The following is a 23,473-nucleotide window of genomic DNA, read 5'->3' on the forward strand; positions in this document are numbered from 1 at the left end:
CTTGACCTGCGTGCAGGCACCTCATAAAACCCGTCCATCGAATTCGGGCCGCTCCGCTGGGGCGGTCTTTCACATCAAACAGGACTATCCTGCCATGAAAACCTTTTCTGCAACACCTGCAGACATCGACAAGAAGTGGATCCTGATCGACGCCGAGGGCGTTGTTCTGGGCCGTCTTGCTTCGATCGTCGCCATGCGCCTGCGTGGCAAGCACAAAGCGTCGTTCACCCCGAACATGGACATGGGCGACAACGTCATCGTGATCAACGCTGACAAAATCCAGATGACCGGCAAGAAGCGCGAAGAAAACTTCTACTGGCACACTGGCCACCCGGGCGGCATCAAGTCGCGCACCAAACAGCAGATTTTGGAAGGTGCGCACCCCGAGCGCGTGGTCTTCCAGGCCGTCAAGCGCATGCTGCCAGGCAACCGCCTGTCGCGCCAGCAGATGACCAACCTGCGTATCTATGCCGGTGCCGAGCACCCGCACGAGGCCCAGGCCCCCGAAGTTCTGGACGTCAAGTCCATGAACAAGAAAAACACCCGGAGCTAATGACCGATGGTTGATCAGATCAATACTCTCGAAGAGCTGAGCGCCGTCGCAGGCGTTGAAACCGTGGCCGAAGAAGTCATCGTGCGTGAACCCGTACGTGACGAGCTGGGCCGCTCCTATGCCACTGGCAAGCGTAAAGACGCTGTTGCCCGCGTTTGGATCAAGCCGGGTTCCGGCAAGGTCACCGTGAACGGCAAAGATCAGGACGTCTATTTTGCACGCCCCGTTCTGCAGCTGATTCTGCGCCAGCCGTTCCAGGTTGCCGGCGTAGAAGGTGAATTCGACGTTGTTGCAACCGTCAAAGGCGGTGGCCTGACCGGTCAGGCCGGTGCGGTCAAGCACGGCATCTCGAAAGCGCTGCAACTCTATGATCCGAACCTGCGTGGTGCCCTGAAAGCCGCTGGCTTCCTGACCCGCGACAGCCGCGTTGTGGAACGTAAGAAATTCGGTAAGCGCAAAGCCCGCCGTTCGTTCCAGTTCTCGAAGCGTTAATTCGCCGGGAATACCCAAAAGAAAGGGCTCGCACTTGCGAGCCCTTTTGCTTTGCGCGGGTCAGGGATTCATTCTTCGTGAACGAGTTTCCACGCACCGTTTTCAACAACGTTGACGAACACAGTATCCGCGCCCTGATGGTCTTCAGGGCCATAGGTGATATGGTTGCCAACCAGATCGTCCTGATAATCCAGCGTTTCCATCGCTGCGATGAAACTGTCCTGCGTCAGATCGGGGCCTGCGGCTTCTAACGCCTTGACCATCATCTCAGCCGCCGAATAACCCAGCATGGCAAATCCGACCGGATCTTCGCCCGTGGCTGCCTTGTATTCCTCGATAAATGCGGCCGGAGCAGGTTGATCCGCACGCGCCCAAAGATCCTGCCACGAAGCTGCCGCGTAGAATCCATCAGTCACGCCACCGGGCACCTGCGCCACGACCGTCAGGAAACTGGCCGAGGTGCCGAGAAATTTCATATCGGTCAGGCCCATTTTCTTAGCGGTGCCCACGACAGTGATCGCCTGCCGCACCCCAAGCGCCATGGTGACGATATCGCAACCCTCTTCCTTGAGCTTGCTCAGCGATCCAACGAAATCCGTCTCATCCGGTTTGTGGGTGGTTTCTGATCCAAAAGTGATCCCGGCTTCTTCGGCTCCGGCCTTGCTGCCTTCTAGAATTTCCTCACCAAAATCTGTCGGCAGGTACATGGTGCAGACCGTCTTTGATCCAAACTCGCCAGCCAGATAGTTCACACCGACACGCGCCTGATCGAAATAGGTCGAGAAGGAGGTGAACTTGTTCCGCATAGGTTCCTGCAACATCTGACGCGCAGCAGTAAGAGGCGCCACGTTGGGAATGCCTTTGGGATCCAACAGCTTGAACCCCGCCATGTTCATCGGCGTTCCAAGCGACTGCAACATGGCAAATACCTTGTCGCGATTCAGCAGTTTGTTATAGCCCTGCATGGCTCGCGGCATCTGATAGCCATTGTCTTCGACCACGTAACGAATTTTGCGCCCGTGCACGCCGCCAGCCGCATTCACCCGATCAAAGACAACATTTGCACCTTTGGTTGCCGGAACACCCACCGCGGCGAAAATCCCGCTCAGGTCGTTGACCGAACCAATGACAATCTCATCATCGGTCACGCCCTGTGTTTGCGCCCAACCAAGTGTTGCCGATGCTGTCAGCAGTGATGCAGCCGCCAGCCTGTTGCGTAATTTCTTCATCTCTTTCCTCCCGTTAATCTTTTGGTCAAGTGTACATGTCTTCGATCAGATGCCCGTGTTTCTTTTCAACCAATCCGCGTTTCAGCTTCATCGTGGCTGTAAGCTCGTCGTCTTCAGCGGTCAGCAGGACATCAATCAGACGGAAATCCTTGATCTGCTCGACCCGCGCAAATTCTGCATTCACAGCGGCAATTTCCGAACTGATCAACTGCCTGATTTCCGGTGCCGCGCATAGCGAGGCAAAATTCGAGAAGGGGATTTTATGGCCCTGCGCGTATTTTTCGACATTTTCCTGATCAATCATGATCAGAGCCGTCAGAAATTTGCGCCTGTCCCCGATGATGATTGCGTCCGCGACATAATGACTGAACTTAAGACGGCTTTCGATCTCGGCTGGGGTGATGTTCTTACCACCTGCGGTGATGATAATGTCCTTCAGGCGGCCCGTGATGGTGACATAGCCATCCTTATCTAATGTCCCCATATCTCCGGTACGCAGCCAGCCGTCGGCGGTAAAGGTTTCTGCCGTTTTCGCGTTGTTGCGCCAGTATCCCTGAAAAATGTTCAGGCCCTTCAGTTGGATTTCGCCATCGCCCGAGATACGGATGTCGCACCCTTCGACGGCTTTGCCTATGGTTCCGATCTTATTACTGTCTGTGGTGTTGAGTGTGGCAAGGCCCGAAGTTTCGGTCATCCCGAACCCTTCCACCAACGGCACGCCGATGGACCAGTACCATTTCAGCAGATCAGTCGAGATTGGGGCGGCACCTGTTCCGCCTCGTCGCAGTTTGTCCAGACCCAGCATCCGGCGCAGGTTTTTCAAAACCAGCTGATCCCAGAACCAGAATCTGGTGGCGACGCCGGATGGAACTGGTTGGCCTGCGCTCAGATATCCGGCACGGCGCGCACCAGCTTTCAATGCCAAACCGAATGCCAGCCGCCCCAAAGGTGTGGCTTCCTGCGTTAGGATCTGGACGTGTGAGTAGATCTTTTCCCAAACCCTTGGCACCGCTGTGAAGGTTGTGGGCGAGACCTCCTGAAGGTTTGCAAAAACGGTTTCAGGGCTTTCGGCAAAATTGACAGTGCAGCGGGCCGCCAAAGGAAAATAGACCGAGACATTACGTTCCAGAATGTGACACAGAGGCAGGAAACACAGCTGTTCATCGCTGGGCAGCGCTGGCAGCGCCCGTGCCGCGGATTCGATGGCCGCCAGAATATTTTCATGGCTAAGCATTGCGCCTTTCGGCTGACCCGTTGTTCCCGACGTATAGACCAGCAAGGCAGTGTCCTGCGGTTTGGCCAATGCAATTTCCGCTTCGAAGCGCCCGGGCTCGGCCAGTTCTGCCTTTTGGCCCAAGGCGAACAGCTCGTCGATCATCATGCAGCGCGGATGGTTCAGGTCATGCAATCCTTCGTCCTCAAGGATGATTACCTTGATCAGATCGGGAACCTCGGTCTCAATTCCGAGAAACTTGTCCAGATGTTCTTCGTCCTCGACAATCAGAAACCGGCTGCCGCTGTCGTTGATCAGATACTGCAACTGACTGGCGGAATCCGTGGTGTAGACGCCGGAAGCGATACCGCCAACACCCTGAATACCCATGTCGAGCCAAGCCCATTCCTTGCGATCTTCGGACAGGATTGAAACCACATCGCCGCGTTCCAGTCCCAGCTTTCGCAAGGCCAGCCCGATCCATTTGGCATGCTGCCAGTAATCGGCCCAGGAATAGGATTTCCAGATACCCAGGTCTTTTTCGCGATGCGCCGTTCGGCTGCCCAGTTCGGCACATCGGCCTTGGAACAACTCGGCAATGGTGATGCAGCCATCAACTCGTACCGGTCGCTGACCCGTTGTTGCGTTGAACTGAACGCCGTTTATCACGACCTGAGGGGGTAGGGGCGTGGCGTCCATCCGTTTTACCTCCACGTCTTTTTCCGCTTCCAGCGGCGGCTTTCGCGCGCGCCTTCTTCCTGTTTTCCAAGATAAAAGCTTTGGATATCGTCGGATCGCAAAAGCGCGTCCGCGGCCCCGTCCATGACGATGCGACCCACCTCCATGACATAGCCGTGATGCGCCAGTTCCAGCGCCGCATTGGCATTCTGTTCAACCAGCAACATCGTCATATTCTGCTCTTCGTTCAAGCGCTTGAGAATGCCGAATATCTCTTGCACCAGCAGAGGGGACAGGCCCAAAGACGGCTCATCCAGCAACATGATACGAGGTCTGGCCATCAATCCGCGCCCTATGGCCAGCATCTGTTGCTGCCCACCCGAAAGGGTTCCGGCCTCTTGCGACCGACGGCTTTTCAGAACCGGAAAATAACGAAAAACCAGCTCACGATCCTGTTCGATCTGGTCTTTGTCTTTGCGGGTGTAGGCGCCGAGGCTTAGGTTTTCATCAACCGTTAACAGAGGAAACACTTCGCGCCCTTCCGGGATGTGGACCACCCCGCGCTGGACAACCTTGTGCGGCTCCCAGCCCTGGATGTCACCGCCGTCAAAGGTAATCGTTCCCTTTTCCGGGTCCATCACTCCAGATATGGTTTTCATCAAAGTGGTTTTGCCTGCGCCGTTTGCGCCAAGGATCGACACGATTTTTCCTTCGTGCACATCCAGAGAAACGCCCCGAATGGCCATGATCGGACCGTAGAAACTTTCGATATTGCGAACTTGCAAGATCGGAGCGTTCATGAGGCTTTCCCCAGATATGCCTCGATCACGGCCGGATGCGATTGCACGTCTGCAGGTGGCCCGAGGGCCAGCTTTGCCCCATCTGCCATGGCCAGGACCCGGTCGGACACGCCTGATACCAATCCCATGTCGTGTTCGACCATCAGCACGGTAATTCCCATTTGCCGCCGGATATCGTCGATCCACCAGCGCATATCGGTCGTCTCTTCCACCGACAGCCCCGACGCCGGTTCATCCAGCAACAGTAGCTTGGGATCAGTCGCCAGGGCACGTGCCACTTCGACCACTTTGCGCACGCCGTAAGGCAGCCCTGAAATCATCTTGTCGCGATAAGCCTGCAGGTCGAGGAAATCGATGATTTTTTCAACTTTTTCCCGGTTCTCCAGCTCTTGCCGTCGAACTGCAGGGGTGAACAAAAGTTCTGAAATCAGGTTCGTAGTCCGATGCCTGTGTCGTCCGACCAAAAGGTTTTGCAGGACAGTTGCGTGTTCGAAGAGCTCGATGTTCTGGAAGGTTCTCGCCACACCAAAGGCCGCCACGCCAGACGGTTTGACCTGAAGCAGATCGTGACCATCAAACCTAATCGACCCTGAAAACGGTTCGTAAAAGCGCGAGATCAGGTTGAAGACCGTCGATTTGCCCGCGCCATTCGGCCCGACTATGGCAAAAACTTCGCCCTTCTGAACCTCGAAGGACAAATTGTCCACGGCCGTCAGACCACCAAATTTCAGGGTAACGTTTTCAAATTCCAGCAAGCTCATCTCAGACGCTCCGTCTTGAGATAGGATTTCTGCCGTTTGAACATGTCCTTGCGATAGAAAGGAAACAGTTCGAACCAGGTGCGGATTTTTAGCCAGCGGCCATAGATGCCCATGGGTTCGAAAAGGATGAAGCCGATCAGGATCATGCCAAAGATGCCGAACTCCAGCCCTGGAATGGCAACGGTGTTTCCACCGATAATCGCGCCGACATATTCCTTTGAAATCGATAGAAACTGCGGTAAGAACCCGATGACGATTGCACCCAGAAACGCGCCATGGATCGAGCCCAGCCCGCCAATAACAATCATCATCAGCAATTGGATCGAGATCAGGACGCTGAAGGTTTCATTGTTAAACGCACCAGCAAACAGACCCATCAACGCGCCGGCCCAACCTGTAACCGCACAGGACAGGGCGAATGAAATCATCTTTGTTCGCGCGATATCTATACCCATCGCCTGCGCCGAAACCTCGGAGTCGCGCACGGCGATGAAGCTGCGACCCAATGGGGCCCGCAGCAGGTTTATATATCCCAACGTGACCAGAACGGTGACGAACAGAACCAGCCAGTAAAAAAGATCAGGCGTCCCCCAGCGGTCAACCGTAAGGCCAAAGATCTCGACCCCGCCGATATATTTACCAGCGACACCACCAGTGATCGGCTCGGACAGAACGATGATGTCATCCATCAGGATGGACAGCGCCATGGTAAAGATCGCCAGGTAGATACCGTGAAGCCGCAGGGCAGGGACCGCGACGGTCACACCCGCGATCCCGGTCAGAATTCCGGCCAGCGGAAACGCGACTAGAAAAGGAACGCCTGCCTCAATCAGGGCCACGTTGGCGTAACAGCCAAAGGCCAGAAAGGCCGCATGGCCCAGGCTGACTTGCCCTGTATGTCCGGTCAGTATCATCAGACCCAGACCGGCGATGGCCCAGATCAGAACGTTTGTCAGTTCACCCAGATAGAAATCGTCCAGTGCGAAAGGCGCGGCCGCGACGACAAACAATAGAAGCAGATAAAGGCACAGCTGGAACCCGTCTTTCCAGGGGCGGATATCCTGTATGTAGTCGGTTTTGAAAACGATCCGCATGGCTCAGACCTTCTTGACCCGGACCTGACTGAACAGCCCGTTTGGCCGGAAGATCAGGACGGCAAGCAGCAAAGCGTATGGTGCGACCTGGCTGTAACCTGCCGCAATGTACCGGCTGGCGAAGGGTTCGATAATGCCGACAATCAGCCCTCCGGCCAATGCACCCGGCAAACTGCCGAACCCGCCGATAACGGCGGCGGCAAACGCCTTGATGCCCAGCAATCCTGTTGTCGGATCCACAGCCCCTTTTGCAGCAAAGAGAATTCCGGCAATTCCTGCAACGCCTCCGGCCAAAGCCCAGACCCATCCCTGAACACGCCTGACGGGAATGCCCATGTAATAAGCTGCCAGCTGGTTTTGCGAGGCGCCCTGCATCGCCAGACCCAGCTTGGTGCGGCTGAAGAAAACATAGAGTGCCCATGTCAGCAGCACCGTAACAACGATTATCGCGACATCCTCCATCCCCAGTACAAGACCGCCCATGCGCACTTCTTTGCCCGCAAGCGGGTTTTGCAGCGTTTGCGGCTCGTGCCCCCAGATCAGACCGGCAATGAAACGGATCACAAAGCCCAAAGCAATGGTCAGTATGACAACGGCGGTCTGGCTTTCACCGAACAAGCGGCGAATGATCAGGCGATCCAGAAGAAAACCAAGCGCGCCCATGATTCCCAATGATACCGGCAGAGCGAGCCAGAACGGCAACCCCATGTGTTCGGTATTTGTCAGGCCGATGGTCACAAATGCGCCCAGCATCATGATATCGCCCTGCGCAAAGTTCACCGCTTCGGTAGCCTTGTAGATCAGTACAAAGCCAAGCGCGATCAGGCCGTAGACACACCCGTTCGCCAGCCCGCTAATCAGCAGCTGCGCGTTATCCACACTGTCCTCCCTCCACCGGTTTTCCAGCGTCTTCGTCCGCCCGCGTGTATCCTCCGGTAACGCAGGTGAGTTCTACTATGGGGTTATAATCACCTTTCCGTCACTCTTTTTCAGCGCATCGGCAAGATTCGACACAAGATTTTCGAGTGTAAGATGTTCGGAAACATCCGTTTTCCAGCGACCATCGGCAAAGCGGGCCTGAACTTCGGCCACAACCCGCATCTGGTCAGCGTGCGGTGTCGACATCATCCATTGCGTCAGCCAGAAACCTTCGATCCGTTTGCCCATGAAGATCAGCTGGCCGGTCTGAGAAAGCGTTGGCGCTTCGGTCGAAAGTTTGCCGTAGGTAACCCAGCGCGCCCGGTTGGGCATGGCGCAGAACAGTTTCTCGGACAGTTGATCCGTCACAGCATCAAGGAAGACCCGAGGCTTCAGCGTGGCGCTTATCGCGGCAAACTTCTCGACGATTTCAGGATCGGACGTCACAAGCACTTCGGCTGCTCCAAGACTTTTCAGCGTATCGACTGTCTCGGCCCGGCGCACCAGCGCAATGGGTTTCAACCCCAGATCACGCCCAAGGCTGCACATCAGTTTTCCCAATTGGCTGGACGCAGCGGATATCACAAATGCATCGCCGTCTTCCCTTGCCATGTCCACCATCGCCATCGCGGTGAGAGGGTTGACGATTTGCGCGGCACCGTCATCATCTGAAATATCCGGACGCAAGGGAATACACATTTGCATCTGCGTCACGATGTATTCCGCCCAGGCGCCGGAACCTGCGGCCACGAAAGCGACGCGCTGTCCCTTCAGCGCTTCGGCACCTTTTCCGGCTGCAACGACGTCGCCACAGCCTTCGAATCCGGCCGCGGCACCTTTGACGCGCGGCTGGCCGTATTCACCCTTGATGAAGTGGAGGTCGGACGGATTGACCGACGACGCGCGCAGGCGGATCAAAACCTGACCGGGGCCGGGATTGGGAACGGGCAGTTCCGCGGCTTCAAGCCAATCAGCCGCATTCTCGATGACTGGTCCGGTCGAAGTGGCCGAGTACCCGCCGTGTTTCAGGATGGCAGCTTTCATTGTTTGGGGCAGGTCAGTCATGGGATCGTCCTCAAGATGGCTTGTTCAATGCGCACACCCCCTTGAACATAAGATTGCCAACGGGCGACCTCGGGGTGAGGATGTGTTGTCGGGGCAGCCAATCAAAAGCCGCACACTGGGTCAATTCAGAGAAACGATAACGTAAGGGCACGACTGGAAAATTGGCGTGAGAGGAAGGGGCCGGGAACTGGCAACCGGCCCCTTCTTTGTTATTGCTGCGTCAACAGCGCGGTCAGTTCCTGAATCTTCAAGGCGATGGTTTCAGGCGACTCTTTAATGTCATTTACAATCTTGATCGCCTGTTCTTTCAGATCCGTGGCCAATGTGCTGTCCTGAATCGAGCTCATGATACCTTCATAGTCGAAATTGGTGGGGTCCAGCTTGCCTTCCTGAATCCAGGAGCTCAGCAATTCCTGTCCCTGACCCGCCAGCGCCGCCACCTGATCACCGGCTTGCTGCGCTGCCTCGGATGCTTGTTCCGCAACAGACGAAGCTGCCTCACTGGCTTGGTCGGCAACCGACGATGCGGCTTCCTGCGCCTGTTCGGTCAAGGATGAAGCTGCCTCGCTGGCCTGTTCTGTTGCACCTTCCAGCGCATCAGACGCAGCTTCCTGAGCGGTTGACGCGGCATCAGCCACTGCATCGCCCGCCTCCTGCGCTGCGGATTGCACTTGTTCAGCCGGGGTTTGTTCGGACTGGTTGAGATAGTAGTAACCACCAACACCAACAGCGGCGATGATGATCAGGATAAGAATACGCGACATGTGTGTCTCCTTTGGAAAATGTGTCGCTGGGATGCGTTAAATGTAGCGGGGATACAAAGGGGAATTCCTGTGAATTCTCAGCAGAATACAGGTTTGGGCCGTGCTACGCTGATTGCACCAGATTTCACGGCAAGAACACGCCGGGTGACCCAGGCCACTACAGTTTCTGACAGCGGACCACTTGCAATTTTGTTGAGAACCCAAATCAGACCGGAAGACGTTTTCTGACAGCCTTCGATATTGGGATTGTGGCGGAGAGACAGGGATTCGAACCCTGGGTGGGCTTGCACCCACAACGGTTTTCGAGACCGCCCCGTTCGACCACTCCGGCACCTCTCCGCGGGGGTCTGTGAGGGGGGGATTTAGTCAGGAACGAACGGGGGCGCAAGCAGAAAATTCCGGAAATCGTGATTGCCGGGATTTTCCGTTGCCTGCCAGCGCAAAACACCTACTCTGAAAGGTATGACACAGTTTGCACACCGCATCGCCTTTTGGTTTCTCGCCCCGTTTCTGGCACTTGTTCTGGTTCCTTTGGAGCTTTCTGCGGCGAACCGGGATCGGATTGAGGCTTTTTTGACGACGACCGGTTTTGACGTAGCTCTTGAAAGCATCGCCCTGAGCTCACGGTCCGCGCCGCAGATGTTGGGTGTTGACCCAGAGGGTTTCGGCTCGGACTGGACCCGTTTGACGGACGAGGTTTTTGAAGTCGGTGCAATGCACGACACCGCAGTTTCCATTCTGGAACAGACCCTAAGTGACGAGGCTCTGGCACACGCTGTCGAGTTTTACGCGTCTAACCTTGGTCAACGTCTGGTCGTGGCCGAAAATGCCTCACACATGCAAGAAGACGATGACGTCAAGCAATTGGCAGGCCAAAGGATCATTTCTGATCTGATCAAGAACGGGTCGAAACGGGTCGAAAGTTTTAAACGCATGAACGCCGCGATCGATTCCACAGGTACGGCGTTGCGTGCCTTGCAGGAAATTCAGGTGCGCTTCCTGCTGGCGGCCAGCGCATCGGGAGTCATCGAGCTACAGCTGGACGGGGATGAACTGCGTGAATTGATGAAGCAAAATGAACCGGCAATGCGTCAGTCACTGCAATTGTCCAATCTGGCGGGCGCTGCTTACACCTATCAGGGTTTTTCCGACGCTGATGTCGATACATATGTTGACGCGCTGGAACAGCCGCTGATGCAGGAAGTTTACGAGCTGTTGAACGCCATCCAATATGAGATCATGGCCATGAGGTTCGAGGTTCTGGCCGCACGGATGGCCGAGTTGCACCCGGCACAGGACATTTGATGCAGCGCGTAATTCTGGCATTTGTGGTCGCCCTGTGTTGGGCACTGCCGCTGTATGCCGATGGAAAAGTCGATCGGCTGGCACAAGCCATGCGTCTGACACAGGTGATGGAAATCCTTGTTCACGAGGGGCAGGGCCATCGCGAAACTCTTGACGATACTTTTTTGGATAACAAGGGTGGCGCTTTTTTCGAGTCGCAGGTCAATCGTATCTACGATCCCCTTTGGATGCGGGAACATCTGACGGACGCCTTCAAAGAAGGTATGTCCGATGTTCAGCTTGATCAGGCCATCTTGTTTTTTGAAAGCGATCTTGGCCAGACCATCGTAACACTGGAAAACTCGGCCCGGCGCGCCATGTCGGATCAGGCAATCGAAGACATGGCCCGAGAATCCTACAAATCCGCAGAACGCAGCACCGCTCAGTTTGCTTTGGTCAAGGAATATATCGAGGCAAATAACCTGATTGAAAAGAATGTTCAGGGGGCATTGACGTCAGACTACAGCTTCTTTCGGGGTCTTGATGTTGATGCGCGGACCGACGATCAGGAACTGCTGGCCGAGCTTTTGTTGCAGAAGGACAGTCGGAGCGAGGACACCGAAGAGTGGCTTTTCTCGTTTCTTCTTATGGCCTACCGCCCGTTGGATGAGGCTCAGATGCGCGAAAATATCGCGTTTTCAAGAACCGAAACGGGACGGGCCCTGAATGACGCCGTGTTTGACGGCTTTGACCGCATGTTCAATGATATTTCCTATCGCCTGGGGCAGGCGGTTGCACAGGCGCTGAGGGCGTCCGATCTTTAACGCCGCTTTGGTGTTGACTTTTACCTGCATTCTATGGATAAGCGCGCATCCCGGCCGGTTTTCCGCGCCGGGTATCGTTATTATTTGGCCTGCATGACGTTGTCAGGGGTCATTCACACAGCCCGAAAAGGGCGCGCTGTTCGAGGTGGCATTCAAGTTTCTTGGGGCCAAAACACCCGCAAAGGGGACCACAGAACGCGGGTTAGAAAAGGAAAAACGCATGTTTGCGGTCCTCAAGACTGGCGGCAAGCAGTACAAGGTTCAGGCGGGCGATATCCTCCGCGTTGAAAAGCTGGCTGCCGACGCAGGTGAAAAAGTTCAATTCAACGATGTTCTGATGCTGGGCGGTGACGCTCCGGTTGTTGGCGCACCTTTCGTTGCAGGCGCAGGCGTTCAGGCCGAAGTGATCGAACAGATCAAAGGTGACAAGGTCATCAAGTTCGTCAAACGCCGTCGTAAGCACAGCTCGAAGCGTACCGTTGGCCACCGTCAGAAACTGACACTGGTCAAAATCACCGACATTCTGGCGTCGGGCGCCGACAAATCGGGCATCAAAGCTGCAACCGGTTCCGCTCCGGCTGGCGAAGCGGCACCCGCTGCAAAGCCTGCCAAGAAAGCCGAAGCCAAGGCTGAAGCACCCGCTGCTGCCGCTGCTGACGATCTGACCCAACTGAACGGTGTCGGCCCTGCCGCCGCCAAGAAGCTGGTTGAGGCCGGTATCGAGAGCTTTGCCGCTCTGGCCGCCTTGTCGGATGAGCAGATTGCTGCTATCGAAACGGTCAAAGTGAAACCCGAATGGGTTGAGCAAGCCAAAGAATTGGCTAAAGGCTAAGGAGAGAGAGAATGGCACATAAAAAAGCTGGCGGTTCCTCCCGTAACGGTCGCGACTCAGCTGGTCGTCGCCTTGGCGTAAAACTGTATGGTGGCCAGGCCGCTATCGCAGGCAACATCATCGTGCGTCAGCGCGGCACCAAGTTCTGGCCGGGTGAAGGCGTAGGCATTGGCAAAGATCACACCATCTTTGCAACTGTCGATGGCGCCGTGAAGTTCCACAAGGGACTTAAAAACCGCACCTTTATTTCGGTCCTGCCAGTGGCGGAGGCCGCAGAGTAAGCCGAGACCCAGAAGGTTTAAGAAAAATTCATGGGGGACCGGCACAAAGTGCCGGTCCCCTTTCTCGTTTTAACGCAGTCGTGACCGAAAGAACCGATGACAGTCGCAACCACCAGTTTCCTGATCTTTGCCGCCTCTCAGGTCGGTACGCCGGGGCCGGCCAACATGGTCCTGCTGGGAACGGGTGCGCGCTATGGGTTTCGTGCCGCATTACCTTTTGTGGCCGGTGTCGTGCTTGGTAAGCAGCTGATTATCTGGCCCGTGGGCTTTGGTTTGCTGCAACTGGCGGAACAGGTTCCGACGGCCTTTGCGGCGCTGAAATATGCTTCGGCTGCATATATTTGCTGGCTGGCGTGGAAGATCGCGAATTTGCGACTGTCGCGCGAAACTGCGGTTGGTGATGTTCCGGGATTCTGGGCGGGGTTGATCGTGCATCCGCTGAATCCAAAAGCCTGGGCCATGATTGTTGCAGGTTTTACGGGCTTTGTCGCGGCGGGGACGTCCAGCTTTGACGCAACGCTCACGATCGCTCTTAGTTTGTTGATCTGCCAGATTTTTTTGCACCCGATCTGGACTTTTGCGGGGGATAGAATCGCGCATGCGGTTGAAGGTCGCCCGGCGGAAAAATATCTGATGTGGACGTTGGCGGGTCTTACGGTCGCGTCCGTACTATTCGTGTTGTTCGGAGGAGGAACACACCAATGAAGCTTGAGACAATAATAAATCAGCCGGTCATTGAAACCGAGCGGTTCGACCTGCGCCCCCTGCGCCGGTCGGATATGGGCCTTATCGAGCATTACGCAGGTGATGAGCGCGTGGCGCGGATGACCACCAGTATTGCACATCCACTGGCCCCCGGTTCGATCGAAGCCTTTGTAACCCGTTCGATGGCTGACAACCGGGACGAGGACGTCTGGGTCATGGATGCCACCAAGGACGGTGGCCCGGAACTGATCGGTGTGATTTCGCTGAAACGGCTTGATCGGAATCAGTCTGAAGTCGGCTATTGGGTCGCGCCGATCTATTGGAACACGGGCATTGCCTCGATGGCTGTGGAAGCGCTTGTTAACGCCAACCCGCTGGAAAACGCGACGATGTTTGCCAGTGTGTTTCAGGATAATCCGGCCTCGGCCCGGGTCCTGACCCATTGCGGGTTCCAGTATCTGGGCGATGCGGAAAGCTATTCGGTGGCGCGCGATGCGAATGTGCCCACCTGGACATACAGTAAAAAACTCTGACTTGTGGCCGATGGGGCCTTTGCAGTAGGGGACACACATGAAATTTCTCGATCTCGCAAAGGTCTACATCCGGTCCGGGGCCGGCGGTAGCGGCTGCGTCAGCTTCAGACGCGAAAAGTTTATCGAATACGGCGGCCCCGATGGCGGGGACGGCGGCAAAGGCGGGTCTGTCTGGGCCGAAGTTGTGGATGGGCTGAACACCCTGATCGACTTCCGCTATCAGCAACACTTCTTCGCCAAAAACGGGCAACCGGGCCGGGGGCAGCAACGCACCGGCAAGGATGGGGACGATATCGTTCTGCGTGTTCCGGTTGGCACTGAAATCCTGGACGAAGACGAAGAAACCGTCATCTGCGACCTGACCGAAGTCGGGCAACGCGTTCTGCTGGCCAAGGGCGGCAATGGCGGCTTTGGCAACCTGCATTTCAAGTCCGCCACCAATCAGGCCCCGCGCCGCGCCAATTCGGGGCAGGCGGGGATTGACCGCACAATCTGGCTGCGGCTCAAGCTGATCGCCGATGTGGGTCTTTTGGGTATGCCGAATGCAGGCAAGTCGACCTTTCTGGCGGCCACGTCGAATGCGCGGCCCAAGATTGCCGACTATCCGTTTACCACGCTGCACCCCAATCTTGGCGTTGTCGGCGTGGACAACGTCGAATTTGTTGTGGCCGATATCCCGGGCCTGATCGAAGGCGCTCATGAAGGCCGTGGCATTGGTGACCGTTTTCTGGGTCACGTGGAACGCTGTGCCGTGTTGTTGCATCTGGTCGACGGCACCTCTGCGACGGTCGCCGATGATTACCGCACGATCATTCACGAGCTAGAAGCCTATGGCGGTGAACTGGCTGAAAAGCCCCGGATCACTGTTCTGAACAAGATCGACGCGCTGGATGACGAAGAACGTGCCCTTGCCGTCGCTGAGCTTGAGGAGGCCGTGGGCGGCCCTGTCATGACTATGTCCGGTGTGGCACATCTGGGTGTAACCGAAGTTCTGCGGGCGCTGCGCAGCCAGATTGACGACAACCGTGTGCGTCAGAAACCCGCTGAGGAGGCACAGCCTTGGCAACCCTGACCTCGGCACGCCGTCTGGTGGTAAAAATCGGGTCGGCTTTGCTGGTTGATCGCGACACTGGCCTGCTGCGGTCTGACTGGCTGCTGTCGTTGGCGCAGGATGTTTCCTGGCTCAAGGGGCAGGGGAAAGATGTAATCCTTGTTTCGTCCGGTTCGATTGCACTGGGTCGCGGAGTATTGGGCCTGCCGATGGCGGCACTGCCCTTGGAACAGTCACAGGCTGCTGCTGCGGTTGGGCAAATCCGGCTTGCACGCGCTTATGAAGAAGCGTTGGCACCCCATGGGATCACCACGGCGCAGGTTCTGGTGACGCTTGAAGACAGCGAAGATCGCCGCAGGTATCTAAACTCACGCGCAACCTTGGAAACTCTGCTTGGGTTGGGCGTCGTTCCGATCGTCAATGAAAACGACACGGTTGCAACGGACGAAATCCGGTATGGCGACAATGACCGTCTGGCCGCGCAAATCGCCGTGACAGTAGGGGCCGACCAACTGATTCTGCTGTCGGATGTGGATGGTTTCTATTCCGGTAATCCAAAAGAAGATTCCTCGGCGACGCGCTTCGAGACAATCGACAGGATCACACCTGAGATTGAAGCTATGGCTGGTGATGCGGGATCGGGCCTGTCCAAAGGCGGGATGAAGACAAAGCTGTTGGCGGCCAAGATGGCAACCGCTGGTGGTTGCGCCATGGCAATTACTGAAGGGTCGGTTCTGAACCCTCTGAAAACGCTCGAAAACGGTGCCAATTCCACATGGTTTACTGCGACATTGGATCCACATGCAGCCCGCAAACGCTGGATTTCGGCAATGAAACCTCGGGGTGAGATCACAGTGGACGAGGGAGCGGCCAAGGCACTGGCCAATGGCAAAAGCCTGCTCCCTGCCGGGATTGTGGAAGTGACCGGAGATTTCGGTCGTGGCGATCCTGTCGCCGTCCTTGATCTGGAATCCCGCCGTCTGGCTCAGGGGATCAGCCGGTATACGGCGCAGGAAGCCGATGCGATCAAGGGGCGTAAGTCTTCTGAGATTGAAGCGACGCTGGGCTATCCCGGTCGCGCAGCCCTGATCCACCGGGACGACCTGGCCCTTTAACCTTCAATAAGATGATCTGAAAGGCACGCGATATGAAAGACTTCAACAGCATTCCTGCTCTGATGGAAGATCTTGGGAAACGTGCCAAAGCCGCTTCGCGTGAACTGGCTTTCGCAACAGCTGAACGAAAGCACGCGGCGCTGATTGCAGCCGCCGACGCGGTTTGGGCCAACCGGGCACGGATCATCGAAGCTAATCAAAAAGATCTGGAATTCGGCCGCGACAAGGGACTGAGCCCCGCAATGATGGATCGCCTGATGCTGGATGAGGCGCGCGTTCAGGGCATGGTAGACGGGCTGAGAACCGTCGCGGATCAGGCCGACCCGGTGGGTGAGGTTCTGTCTGAGTGGAATATGCCCACGGGCCTTAACATCCAGCGCGTCCGGACACCGTTGGGGGTTATTGGCGTGATCTACGAAAGCCGACCCAACGTGACTGCGGATGCCGGGGCGCTGTGCCTGAAATCGGGCAATGCGGTAATCCTGCGTGGCGGATCCGAAAGCTTTCATTCCTCAACCGCGATCCATGCCTGTCTGGTCGAAGGGCTGAAGGCCGCGAACCTGCCTGAAGACGCCATTCAACTTGTGCCCACACGCGACCGCGCCGCGGTGCAGGAGCTGCTGACGCTGACCGACTATGTCGACGTCATCGTTCCACGCGGAGGCAAGGGACTGGTGGGCCTTGTACAACGAGAGGCCCGTGTGCCGGTCTTTGCCCATCTCGAAGGCATCGTGCACATTTACATCGACAAGGCTGCTGATCCGCAGAAAACGCTGGAAGTGGTACTGAATGCCAAGACTCGCCGCACTGGTATTTGCGGAGCCGCTGAATGCTTGCTGGTTCATCAGGATATCGCCGACACACTGGGGCGTGACGTGGTTGCGGCACTGGTCCAGTCAGGCGTCGAGGTTCACGCCGACGGTGTCCTCGCTGGGGAGGGTACAGTTGCTGCTACGGCGGAAGACTGGGGAAAAGAGTTCCTCGACAGCGTGATCGCGGCGAAGCCCGTTGCCGATATTGATGCCGCGATTGCTCATATTCAGCAATACGGCTCGAACCACACCGATTGCATCATGACCGAGGATGACGCAGCAGCGGCCCGTTTCTTTGAGCGTCTGGACAGCGCAATCCTGATGCACAATGCCTCGACTCAGTTTGCGGATGGTGGCGAGTTTGGCATGGGGGCAGAAATCGGAATCGCGACGGGCAAGATGCACGCGCGCGGACCGGTTGGGGCGGCGCAATTGACCAGTTTCAAATATCTCGTGCGCGGGAACGGAACGATCCGGGCTTAAAACCGAAGTGACACGCGGGTTGCCGAGGTTTCAACGGCAATCCGCCGACCCATCGCAGCTGCCGTTTCAGGCAGCAACGCGAACTGAACGTGCGCGGGCGTGATCTTGGTGGGAAACCGACCTGTCACGACGTTCTTCCAAAGATCACCATCGACATTCAACCGGTCTGCAACCCCGGTCACTATCCAATTGTTGCCCTGATTGACGATTTCGACTGCGCCGCCCAGCGGCATGGCACTTTCGCAGCACATAAGCGCCAGAAAGGCCAGTTTGACCTGATTACGCGGCACTGGCCCGGTCAGGTTCCAGTTGACCCGTATCCGCCCGGCACGCTCGATATCTTTCAGCAGTTCGGTTACTTCGGTCCGACCAAGCGGCTGATCACTGGCCGAGCCAAAGGCAACGCGGAAAAAGCGAATACGTGCCCCGGCACTTCCGACACTGCCCGAGATCAGTTCCATCTCGGGGCCCTGTACGGCGCCCACCATATCCAACAGCTCAAGCCCGTTGGTGATCGCCCCGATCGGGCTGATCAGATCATGGCAAATCCGCGAACCGATCAATTCGGCCAGGTTGACGTTGCTCTCGCCCATGCGTACCTCCGACTGTATCTGCCGCACGTCCCGGAGGCCCCTATGACAGACATGAATGCTATACTTGCACCGGGCATGTTTGTCCGCCACCCGGATTTTCCCGAATGGGGCGTCGGACAGGTTCAGTCCAACATTGCAGGCAAGATCACCGTGAACTTTCGCGAGCAGGGAAAAGTGGTGATCGACGGAACGCGCATCGCCCTGATGCCGGTCTTTGATCTGTGAAAGTGGTTTAGGAAAGGTTAACAACGCTGACCGAAGCGGGGCTTGTTGCCTTTGGCTGAAAAACTGCGGTATCAGCAGCCAAAAGAACACGGATCACCCCATATGCCGGATACTGGCCCTTCTTTCACCGTAAAACTGGCCGAGACCGAAGCCGACCTGCAAGCAGCTCAACGCCTGCGCTATGACGTCTTCGTGCGTGAGTTGGGGGGCGGCGGAGAGATGGTCGATCACGATGCTGGCCTCGAGAAAGACCGTTTCGACCCGTATTTCGATCATATGTTGGCCTATGATGATCACACCGGCGAAATTATTGGCGTCTACAGGATGTTACCGGGCGAACGTGCCGCGGAACTAGGGCAATTCTATTCCGAAGATGAATATGACCTGACCGTTCTCAAGAACAGTGGGCGCAAACTGCTGGAGTTGGGACGGTCGTGCCTGCACCCCGACTACCGTGGGGGTACGGCAATGTACCACCTGTGGAACGGTTTGGCCGCTTATGTAGCGGAACGTGACATTGAGGTGCTGTTCGGCGTTGCGAGTTTTCACGGAACAGACGTGGCCACATTGGCGCAGCCCTTGTCGATGCTTCACCACAACCATCTGGCTCCGCCAGAGTTGCGCGTACGGGCGCAGCCCGATGTTTTTCAGTCGATGGACCTTGTGAAACCAGAGGCTTTGGACCGCCGCGCCGCCATGGTTCAGGTGCCAGCATTGATCAAAGCCTACCTTCGCTTGGGTGGTTTCGTGGGCGAGGGCGCCTTTATCGACCACACCTTCAACACAACGGATGTGTGCCTGATCCTCGACACGACGCGCATGAATGAACGGCAGCGTCGAATTTATGGCGGGGCGTGACGCTGTGAACGACCCGCTCTGGAATAGTGAAGACGCGCCCGATCCGATCGAGCTGGGCGTTACCGGATGGGTTCTGGTCATTCTGCGCGGAGTACCACTAGCGGCCCTTGTCTTTGGTGGCCTGATCATCCTTCTGGCCGTTCGCCTGATCGAGTATCCGATTTTCGGCGTCCGGCGACCTGTGACGCCGTTCATCACACAGTTTGTCTGCCGCAACGCGTTTCGAATTCTTGGCATCGGGTTCCGCGCATCAGGCGCGCTGATGAAAGAGAGGGGGGCGGTGGTGGCAAACCACACGTCCTGGCTGGATATCTTTGCTCTGAACGCGCGCAAGCGGGTCTATTTTGTCTCCAAGGCAGAAGTTGCCAAATGGCCCGGTATCGGCTGGCTGGCCCGTGCGACCGGGACACTGTTTATCGAACGGGATCGCAAGAAAGCCAAGGAACAAACCAAGCTGTTTGAAACCCGCCTGAAAGTGGGTCACAAACTGTTGTTTTTCCCCGAAGGCACCTCAACCGACGGGCTTCGCATTTTACCTTTCAAAACAACGCTTTTCGCCGCGTTCTTTGCAGATGAGTTGCGTGATTTCATGTATATCCAACCCGTTTCTGTGGTGTTTCACGCGCCCATAGGCCAGCCAAAACGCTTTTATGGCTGGTGGGGGGATATGGAGTTCGGGCCACATTTGCTGAAGACCCTTGGCGCACGTCGGCAAGGAACGGTTGAACTAATCTATCATGCGCCAGCGCGGGTCAGCGACTTTGAAAACCGAAAGGCTCTGGCCGCCCATTGTGAAGACGCCGTCAGGCATGCGCACGCATTGGCGCAGCTTGAAAAATAGGGGCGATTGGCCCTTGCGTAGCGCGCAAACCTGCCTTATACGCGCGCCATTCAAACCCGCAGGCGGGGTTTGGCCTTTTTGAGGGAGACATCCTCATCAAGACCGCCGGTTGGAGCGTCCGCTTCTTTCACCCCCGCCCAGGCGTAAACCGGAAAAGGAAAATTGCATGGCTCTTCCCGAGTTCACCATGCGTCAGCTGCTGGAAGCTGGCGTTCACTTTGGTCACCAGACACAGCGTTGGAACCCCCGCATGGGCCCGTTCATCTACGGCTCGCGCAATGGTATCCACATCATGGACCTGACCCAGACCGTTCCGATGCTGGATCAGGCTCTGCAGGCTGTTCGTGACACCGTCGCAAAAGGTGGCCGCATTCTGTTCGTTGGTACCAAGCGCCAGGCCGCTGGCCCGATCGCTGAAGCGGCCGAAAAGTCGGCTCAGTACTATATGAACCACCGCTGGCTGGGCGGCACGCTGACCAACTGGAAAACCGTTTCCCAGTCTATCAACCGTCTGAACCAGATCGACGAAGCCATGGAATCGGGCGCAGAAGGCCTGACCAAGAAAGAGCGTCTGGGCATGGAACGTGACCAGGGCAAACTTCAGGCGTCGCTGGGTGGTATCCGCGAAATGGGCGGCGTTCCGGACCTGCTGTTCGTCATCGACGTCAAGAAAGAAGCACTGGCCATCGCAGAAGCCAACAAACTGGGTATCCCGGTTGTGGCTGTTGTCGACACCAACTGCTCGCCCGATGGCGTTGACTACATCATTCCCGGCAACGACGACGCAGCTCGCGCAATCGCTCTGTACTGCGATCTGGCCGCACGCGCCGCTCTGGACGGTATGACCGCGCAGATGGGTGCAGCAGGCGTTGATCTGGGCGCATTCGAAGAAGCTCCGGTTGAAGAAGCTCTTGCGGAAGAAGCCGCAGAAGCCCCTGCCGAAGCGTAAGCTGCCCGTCACGTAAATGACATATGGGGCAGGGTATGACCTGCCCCAATTCCGTTTGAATTGAGGAGAGCCAAAAGATGGCAATCACAGCAGCAATGGTTAAAGAACTGCGCGACTCGACCGGCGCAGGCATGATGGACGCAAAAAAAGCGCTGACCGAAACCGGCGGCAACATGGACGACGCCGTTGATTGGCTGCGCACCAAAGGCCTGGCCAAAGCGGCCAAGAAATCAGGCCGTACCGCAGCAGAAGGTCTGGTTGCTGTTCACGTCAACGGTGGCAACGGTGTTGCTGTCGAAGTGAACTCGGAAACCGATTTCGTTGCGAAAAACGCTGAATTCCAGGAAATGGTCAGCAAAATTGCAAACGCGGCTGAAGGTGTGGACAACATCGAAGCGCTACTGACCGCTGATCTGGGCGGCAAAAGCGTTGCCGACACCCTGACTGACAAGATCGCCACTATTGGCGAAAACATGTCAGTGCGCCGCATGGCCAAACTGTCGGGCGACACTGTTGTGTCTTATGTGCACAACGCTGCGACCAACGGCATGGGCAAAATCGGTGTGCTGGTTGCACTGTCGGGTGGTGATGAAGCTATCGGCAAGCAGGTTGCGATGCACATCGCCGCTGTGAACCCGGCTGCCCTATCCGAGGCCGACATGGACCCGGCAATTGTCGAGAAGGAAAAGCAGGTTCAGATGGACATCGCCCGCGAATCCGGCAAGCCGGAGCAGGTGATCGAAAAGATGATCGAAGGTCGCATGAAAAAATTCGTCGCCGAATCGACATTGCTGAGCCAGCAATTCGTTGTGAACCCTGATCTGACCGTTGAAGCCGCTGCAAAAGAAGCCGGCGCAACCATCACCGGCTTTGTTCGCCTGGAAGTTGGCGAAGGCATCGTTGTGGAAAAAGAAGACTTCGCTGCCGAAGTCGCAAAAGCTGCTCAGGGCTAAAGAAAGGCTCCGACAGGGGCCTTGCTGAACAAAGTGAAAGGGTTACGCGTCGCGTAGCCCTTTTTTGTTGGTGGCACATCAGAGAATTGGCAAAGAAGTGAAGGATTGGAGGGCCCCGCATGATGGGGATGGTCGAGGCCCCCCAAAATTCCGACACAGGTACGCGGACGAATAGGCGCCCCCTTGTCAGAGTGATTGGAGAGCTTTGAAATCGCAAAGATCCAACCGAATGTTCCCTGGCTAAAGCCACCACTCACGGAACACTCTCACTTTGCAACTTTTAGGTTAGATTTGAAAAGTAGTGATTTCCTTACCTAGGGTAAACTGACGCGGGATGGCGTCATAAAAACACTCCTAAACTTCCATAATGAACATCTGATTATGCAAAGATGCCTTCAAAACAGCCTGAGCCGTCGTTTCAACCGACAACGCCTCACGGGCGAGTCGAAGATGCTTTTCGACAGTTGCCGCTGTCAGGCCCATCAGCAAGGCTATGTCCTGCGTGGTTTTTCCGTCACCAACCCATTGCAACGCCTCGCGCTGACGCTTTGTCAGGGCCCGGTTCGGTGGGTTGAAAGGCAATGTCAGGATCTTCAGATGCGCAACGTTGTTCATCAAAAGAATGTCTTCGCCATGCTCTTGCCAGATCGCGTCAATGTCTTCCTGGCTCATCCCTTCCTTGGCGGATAGGGAAATCGCCCCTTTCGAGCGCACAGAGACCGAGTTGAAGCTGACGGTGTAACCAGAAACGACGCCCATGGACTTGTTGAACTCGAAAACCTCACGCTCTTTGTCGCTCATCGACCCTCGAGAATGCATGTCCAGCAACATTTTCCAACTGGCGGCGCCTTCATTGTCCAGCGCCCATTTCAACATGGGGGCGTGAAAATACAAACCGTCCTTGATGAAACCATCCACATAGGCACGGTTATGGTTAGTCAGAATGACAAAGTCCTCTGGATCACCCAATGAGGTTGCCGTCCTGTATTGCGTGTGGCCGTAGATAAGGCGATCGAACCCGAATTTCGCCATCTGTCGGCAATGCGCATCCCACAGGTCTTCCAGGGTCTTGGCATAGCTGACAAACCGCAGATAATCCCTGAGGGTCATGCCGTGTCACCTGCTTTCAGATGGGCGGCAAGCGCGTCCAGAGCAAGAACATAGCCTTGGGCGCCAAAGCCACAGATCTGCCCCGAAGCAACAGGCGCGATATAGGACTTGTGCCGGAATGCTTCCCTTGCATGGATGTTTGACAGGTGAACCTCGACAACCGGCAGGTCAACTGACGCGATGGCATCCATCAGCGCAACCGACGTGTGTGTGAATGCCCCCGCATTGATCACAAGGCCATCCTGCACACCGCGTGCGCCGTGGATCGCATCAATTAACACACCCTCATGGTTGGATTGCAGATGCGAGACTTCAAGGCCAATGGACGCGCCATGGCGCTGGCACTCCTCCTCGATCATCTTCAGAGTGGTGCTGCCGTAAACCTCGGGCTGCCGTGTGCCAAGCAGGTTGAGGTTTGGGCCATTCAATACCAAAACGTTGTGCATGTCTTCACGAT

Annotated in this window: 27 protein-coding genes and 1 tRNA gene; 16 read left to right on the forward strand and 12 right to left on the reverse strand. The window is 56.4% G+C overall.

Features of this window, described 5'->3' with window-relative positions; all coding sequences use genetic code 11:
- Positions 1–94 precede the first annotated feature (94 nt).
- Together rplM and rpsI are read left to right on the forward strand one after the other, a co-directional pair.
- Complete coding sequence (gene rplM, locus ACR0ES_RS01455; RefSeq protein WP_209503960.1) at positions 95–553, forward strand: 50S ribosomal protein L13; 459 nt, start codon at positions 95–97, stop codon at positions 551–553.
- A gap of 6 nt (positions 554–559) precedes the next feature.
- Positions 560–1,045: a 30S ribosomal protein S9 gene (gene rpsI, locus ACR0ES_RS01460; RefSeq protein ID WP_209503959.1), complete on the forward strand. Its 486-nt coding sequence runs from the start codon at positions 560–562 to the stop codon at positions 1,043–1,045.
- 68 nt (positions 1,046–1,113) lie between these two features.
- Here rpsI and ACR0ES_RS01465 read toward each other — a convergent pair whose 3' ends face one another.
- From ACR0ES_RS01465 to ACR0ES_RS01505, 9 genes are all read right to left on the reverse strand, one after another.
- The gene (locus tag ACR0ES_RS01465) at positions 1,114–2,274 is read right to left on the reverse strand and encodes an ABC transporter substrate-binding protein (protein WP_480480990.1); all 1,161 of its coding nucleotides are present in this window, start codon (positions 2,272–2,274) and stop codon (positions 1,114–1,116) included.
- Between the two features lie 25 nt (positions 2,275–2,299).
- Entirely contained in the window at positions 2,300–4,186 is a 1,887-nt protein-coding gene (locus ACR0ES_RS01470) for an AMP-dependent synthetase/ligase (protein WP_480772684.1), read from the reverse strand.
- Positions 4,187–4,191: 5 nt separating this feature from the next.
- Positions 4,192–4,965: an ABC transporter ATP-binding protein gene (locus ACR0ES_RS01475; protein WP_480480985.1), complete on the reverse strand. Its 774-nt coding sequence runs from the start codon at positions 4,963–4,965 to the stop codon at positions 4,192–4,194.
- Positions 4,962–5,726, reverse strand: a complete 765-nt coding sequence (locus tag ACR0ES_RS01480; RefSeq protein WP_480480983.1) for an ABC transporter ATP-binding protein — start codon at positions 5,724–5,726, stop codon at positions 4,962–4,964. The genes ACR0ES_RS01475 and ACR0ES_RS01480 overlap by 4 nt, the downstream gene beginning before the upstream one ends.
- Positions 5,723–6,820: a branched-chain amino acid ABC transporter permease gene (locus tag ACR0ES_RS01485; RefSeq protein WP_480545583.1), complete on the reverse strand. Its 1,098-nt coding sequence runs from the start codon at positions 6,818–6,820 to the stop codon at positions 5,723–5,725. The genes ACR0ES_RS01480 and ACR0ES_RS01485 overlap by 4 nt, the downstream gene beginning before the upstream one ends.
- Before the next feature lie 3 nt (positions 6,821–6,823).
- Positions 6,824–7,699 carry a branched-chain amino acid ABC transporter permease gene (locus tag ACR0ES_RS01490; protein WP_480480979.1) on the reverse strand — a complete coding sequence of 292 codons (876 nt, stop codon included), beginning with the start codon at positions 7,697–7,699 and terminating at the stop codon, positions 6,824–6,826.
- Positions 7,700–7,774: 75 nt separating this feature from the next.
- Entirely contained in the window at positions 7,775–8,803 is a 1,029-nt protein-coding gene (locus ACR0ES_RS01495) for an alcohol dehydrogenase catalytic domain-containing protein (RefSeq protein WP_480869281.1), read from the reverse strand.
- Between the two features lie 209 nt (positions 8,804–9,012).
- On the reverse strand, positions 9,013–9,567 hold the full coding sequence (locus ACR0ES_RS01500; protein ID WP_480545581.1) for a hypothetical protein: 555 nt from the start codon (positions 9,565–9,567) through the stop codon (positions 9,013–9,015).
- Positions 9,568–9,816: 249 nt separating this feature from the next.
- Positions 9,817–9,906, reverse strand: a tRNA-Ser gene (locus ACR0ES_RS01505).
- 123 nt (positions 9,907–10,029) lie between these two features.
- Here ACR0ES_RS01505 and ACR0ES_RS01510 point away from each other — a divergent pair.
- The 9 genes from ACR0ES_RS01510 (at position 10,030) to ACR0ES_RS01550 (ending at position 17,487) form a co-directional block, all read left to right on the forward strand.
- Positions 10,030–10,872, forward strand: coding sequence for a DUF2059 domain-containing protein (locus ACR0ES_RS01510; RefSeq protein WP_480545580.1), 843 nt, complete (start codon positions 10,030–10,032; stop codon positions 10,870–10,872).
- Positions 10,872–11,675 carry a DUF2059 domain-containing protein gene (locus tag ACR0ES_RS01515; protein WP_480869283.1) on the forward strand — a complete coding sequence of 268 codons (804 nt, stop codon included), beginning with the start codon at positions 10,872–10,874 and terminating at the stop codon, positions 11,673–11,675. Before ACR0ES_RS01510 ends, ACR0ES_RS01515 begins: the two co-directional genes overlap by 1 nt.
- 220 nt (positions 11,676–11,895) lie before the next feature.
- Positions 11,896–12,507: a 50S ribosomal protein L21 gene (locus ACR0ES_RS01520; RefSeq protein WP_480480969.1), complete on the forward strand. Its 612-nt coding sequence runs from the start codon at positions 11,896–11,898 to the stop codon at positions 12,505–12,507.
- 11 nt (positions 12,508–12,518) lie between these two features.
- Positions 12,519–12,788 carry a 50S ribosomal protein L27 gene (rpmA, locus tag ACR0ES_RS01525; protein WP_050602452.1) on the forward strand — a complete coding sequence of 90 codons (270 nt, stop codon included), beginning with the start codon at positions 12,519–12,521 and terminating at the stop codon, positions 12,786–12,788.
- 96 nt (positions 12,789–12,884) lie between these two features.
- Positions 12,885–13,493, forward strand: a complete 609-nt coding sequence (locus tag ACR0ES_RS01530; protein WP_480485662.1) for a LysE family translocator — start codon at positions 12,885–12,887, stop codon at positions 13,491–13,493.
- Complete coding sequence (locus tag ACR0ES_RS01535) at positions 13,490–14,026, forward strand: GNAT family N-acetyltransferase (RefSeq protein ID WP_480472732.1); 537 nt, start codon at positions 13,490–13,492, stop codon at positions 14,024–14,026. Before ACR0ES_RS01530 ends, ACR0ES_RS01535 begins: the two co-directional genes overlap by 4 nt.
- 37 nt (positions 14,027–14,063) lie before the next feature.
- Positions 14,064–15,098: a GTPase ObgE gene (obgE, locus tag ACR0ES_RS01540; protein ID WP_209596239.1), complete on the forward strand. Its 1,035-nt coding sequence runs from the start codon at positions 14,064–14,066 to the stop codon at positions 15,096–15,098.
- Complete coding sequence (gene proB, locus ACR0ES_RS01545; protein WP_480869285.1) at positions 15,086–16,192, forward strand: glutamate 5-kinase; 1,107 nt, start codon at positions 15,086–15,088, stop codon at positions 16,190–16,192. The genes obgE and proB overlap by 13 nt, the downstream gene beginning before the upstream one ends.
- 32 nt (positions 16,193–16,224) lie before the next feature.
- On the forward strand, positions 16,225–17,487 hold the full coding sequence (locus ACR0ES_RS01550) for a glutamate-5-semialdehyde dehydrogenase (protein WP_480869287.1): 1,263 nt from the start codon (positions 16,225–16,227) through the stop codon (positions 17,485–17,487).
- Here the strand turns inward: ACR0ES_RS01550 and ACR0ES_RS01555 are convergent.
- The gene (locus ACR0ES_RS01555) at positions 17,484–18,080 is read right to left on the reverse strand and encodes a histidine phosphotransferase family protein (protein ID WP_480537855.1); all 597 of its coding nucleotides are present in this window, start codon (positions 18,078–18,080) and stop codon (positions 17,484–17,486) included. The genes ACR0ES_RS01550 and ACR0ES_RS01555 overlap by 4 nt on opposite strands.
- A 42-nt stretch (positions 18,081–18,122) precedes the next feature.
- Between ACR0ES_RS01555 and ACR0ES_RS01560 the strand changes: the two genes are divergently transcribed.
- From ACR0ES_RS01560 to tsf, 5 genes are all read left to right on the forward strand, one after another.
- The gene (locus ACR0ES_RS01560; RefSeq protein WP_267364751.1) at positions 18,123–18,305 is read left to right on the forward strand and encodes a DUF3553 domain-containing protein; all 183 of its coding nucleotides are present in this window, start codon (positions 18,123–18,125) and stop codon (positions 18,303–18,305) included.
- A 102-nt stretch (positions 18,306–18,407) separates the two neighbouring features.
- Positions 18,408–19,163, forward strand: coding sequence for an L-ornithine N(alpha)-acyltransferase (gene olsB / locus ACR0ES_RS01565; protein WP_480480957.1), 756 nt, complete (start codon positions 18,408–18,410; stop codon positions 19,161–19,163).
- A complete protein-coding gene (gene olsA, locus ACR0ES_RS01570) occupies positions 19,129–20,004 on the forward strand; it encodes a lyso-ornithine lipid O-acyltransferase (RefSeq protein WP_480772689.1) in 876 nt (291 codons plus the stop codon). The genes olsB and olsA overlap by 35 nt, the downstream gene beginning before the upstream one ends.
- Positions 20,005–20,170: 166 nt before the next feature.
- The gene (rpsB, locus tag ACR0ES_RS01575) at positions 20,171–20,953 is read left to right on the forward strand and encodes a 30S ribosomal protein S2 (RefSeq protein WP_209503940.1); all 783 of its coding nucleotides are present in this window, start codon (positions 20,171–20,173) and stop codon (positions 20,951–20,953) included.
- Between the two features lie 77 nt (positions 20,954–21,030).
- Complete coding sequence (tsf, locus tag ACR0ES_RS01580) at positions 21,031–21,906, forward strand: translation elongation factor Ts (protein ID WP_480564795.1); 876 nt, start codon at positions 21,031–21,033, stop codon at positions 21,904–21,906.
- 354 nt (positions 21,907–22,260) lie between these two features.
- On the opposite strand, the gene ACR0ES_RS01585 is transcribed toward tsf, so the two are convergent.
- Both ACR0ES_RS01585 and aroQ read right to left on the reverse strand, forming a co-directional pair.
- Positions 22,261–23,016 carry an autoinducer binding domain-containing protein gene (locus ACR0ES_RS01585; protein ID WP_480772690.1) on the reverse strand — a complete coding sequence of 252 codons (756 nt, stop codon included), beginning with the start codon at positions 23,014–23,016 and terminating at the stop codon, positions 22,261–22,263.
- Positions 23,013–23,462: a type II 3-dehydroquinate dehydratase gene (gene aroQ, locus ACR0ES_RS01590; protein WP_480869289.1), complete on the reverse strand. Its 450-nt coding sequence runs from the start codon at positions 23,460–23,462 to the stop codon at positions 23,013–23,015. Before aroQ ends, ACR0ES_RS01585 begins: the two co-directional genes overlap by 4 nt.
- Positions 23,463–23,473: the final 11 nt, after the last annotated feature.

This window comes from Ruegeria sp. N7, assembly GCF_056531345.1.

What these genes read in the sequence shown, in the direction of transcription:
- rplM (WP_209503960.1), top strand. Translation starts at nt 95, where the DNA reads ATGAAAACCTTTTCTGCAACACCTGCAGACATCGACAAGAAGTGGATC.
- rpsI (WP_209503959.1), top strand. Translation starts at nt 560, where the DNA reads ATGGTTGATCAGATCAATACTCTCGAAGAGCTGAGCGCCGTCGCAGGC.
- ACR0ES_RS01465 (WP_480480990.1), bottom strand. Translation starts at nt 2,274, where the DNA reads ATGAAGAAATTACGCAACAGGCTGGCGGCTGCATCACTGCTGACAGCA.
- ACR0ES_RS01470 (WP_480772684.1), bottom strand. Translation starts at nt 4,186, where the DNA reads ATGGACGCCACGCCCCTACCCCCTCAGGTCGTGATAAACGGCGTTCAG.
- ACR0ES_RS01475 (WP_480480985.1), bottom strand. Translation starts at nt 4,965, where the DNA reads ATGAACGCTCCGATCTTGCAAGTTCGCAATATCGAAAGTTTCTACGGT.
- ACR0ES_RS01480 (WP_480480983.1), bottom strand. Translation starts at nt 5,726, where the DNA reads ATGAGCTTGCTGGAATTTGAAAACGTTACCCTGAAATTTGGTGGTCTG.
- ACR0ES_RS01485 (WP_480545583.1), bottom strand. Translation starts at nt 6,820, where the DNA reads ATGCGGATCGTTTTCAAAACCGACTACATACAGGATATCCGCCCCTGG.
- ACR0ES_RS01495 (WP_480869281.1), bottom strand. Translation starts at nt 8,803, where the DNA reads ATGACTGACCTGCCCCAAACAATGAAAGCTGCCATCCTGAAACACGGC.
- ACR0ES_RS01500 (WP_480545581.1), bottom strand. Translation starts at nt 9,567, where the DNA reads ATGTCGCGTATTCTTATCCTGATCATCATCGCCGCTGTTGGTGTTGGT.
- ACR0ES_RS01510 (WP_480545580.1), top strand. Translation starts at nt 10,030, where the DNA reads ATGACACAGTTTGCACACCGCATCGCCTTTTGGTTTCTCGCCCCGTTT.
- ACR0ES_RS01515 (WP_480869283.1), top strand. Translation starts at nt 10,872, where the DNA reads ATGCAGCGCGTAATTCTGGCATTTGTGGTCGCCCTGTGTTGGGCACTG.
- ACR0ES_RS01520 (WP_480480969.1), top strand. Translation starts at nt 11,896, where the DNA reads ATGTTTGCGGTCCTCAAGACTGGCGGCAAGCAGTACAAGGTTCAGGCG.
- rpmA (WP_050602452.1), top strand. Translation starts at nt 12,519, where the DNA reads ATGGCACATAAAAAAGCTGGCGGTTCCTCCCGTAACGGTCGCGACTCA.
- ACR0ES_RS01530 (WP_480485662.1), top strand. Translation starts at nt 12,885, where the DNA reads ATGACAGTCGCAACCACCAGTTTCCTGATCTTTGCCGCCTCTCAGGTC.
- ACR0ES_RS01535 (WP_480472732.1), top strand. Translation starts at nt 13,490, where the DNA reads ATGAAGCTTGAGACAATAATAAATCAGCCGGTCATTGAAACCGAGCGG.
- obgE (WP_209596239.1), top strand. Translation starts at nt 14,064, where the DNA reads ATGAAATTTCTCGATCTCGCAAAGGTCTACATCCGGTCCGGGGCCGGC.
- ACR0ES_RS01550 (WP_480869287.1), top strand. Translation starts at nt 16,225, where the DNA reads ATGAAAGACTTCAACAGCATTCCTGCTCTGATGGAAGATCTTGGGAAA.
- ACR0ES_RS01555 (WP_480537855.1), bottom strand. Translation starts at nt 18,080, where the DNA reads ATGGGCGAGAGCAACGTCAACCTGGCCGAATTGATCGGTTCGCGGATT.
- ACR0ES_RS01560 (WP_267364751.1), top strand. Translation starts at nt 18,123, where the DNA reads ATGACAGACATGAATGCTATACTTGCACCGGGCATGTTTGTCCGCCAC.
- olsB (WP_480480957.1), top strand. Translation starts at nt 18,408, where the DNA reads ATGCCGGATACTGGCCCTTCTTTCACCGTAAAACTGGCCGAGACCGAA.
- olsA (WP_480772689.1), top strand. Translation starts at nt 19,129, where the DNA reads ATGAACGGCAGCGTCGAATTTATGGCGGGGCGTGACGCTGTGAACGAC.
- rpsB (WP_209503940.1), top strand. Translation starts at nt 20,171, where the DNA reads ATGGCTCTTCCCGAGTTCACCATGCGTCAGCTGCTGGAAGCTGGCGTT.
- tsf (WP_480564795.1), top strand. Translation starts at nt 21,031, where the DNA reads ATGGCAATCACAGCAGCAATGGTTAAAGAACTGCGCGACTCGACCGGC.
- ACR0ES_RS01585 (WP_480772690.1), bottom strand. Translation starts at nt 23,016, where the DNA reads ATGACCCTCAGGGATTATCTGCGGTTTGTCAGCTATGCCAAGACCCTG.
- aroQ (WP_480869289.1), bottom strand. Translation starts at nt 23,462, where the DNA reads ATGCACAACGTTTTGGTATTGAATGGCCCAAACCTCAACCTGCTTGGC.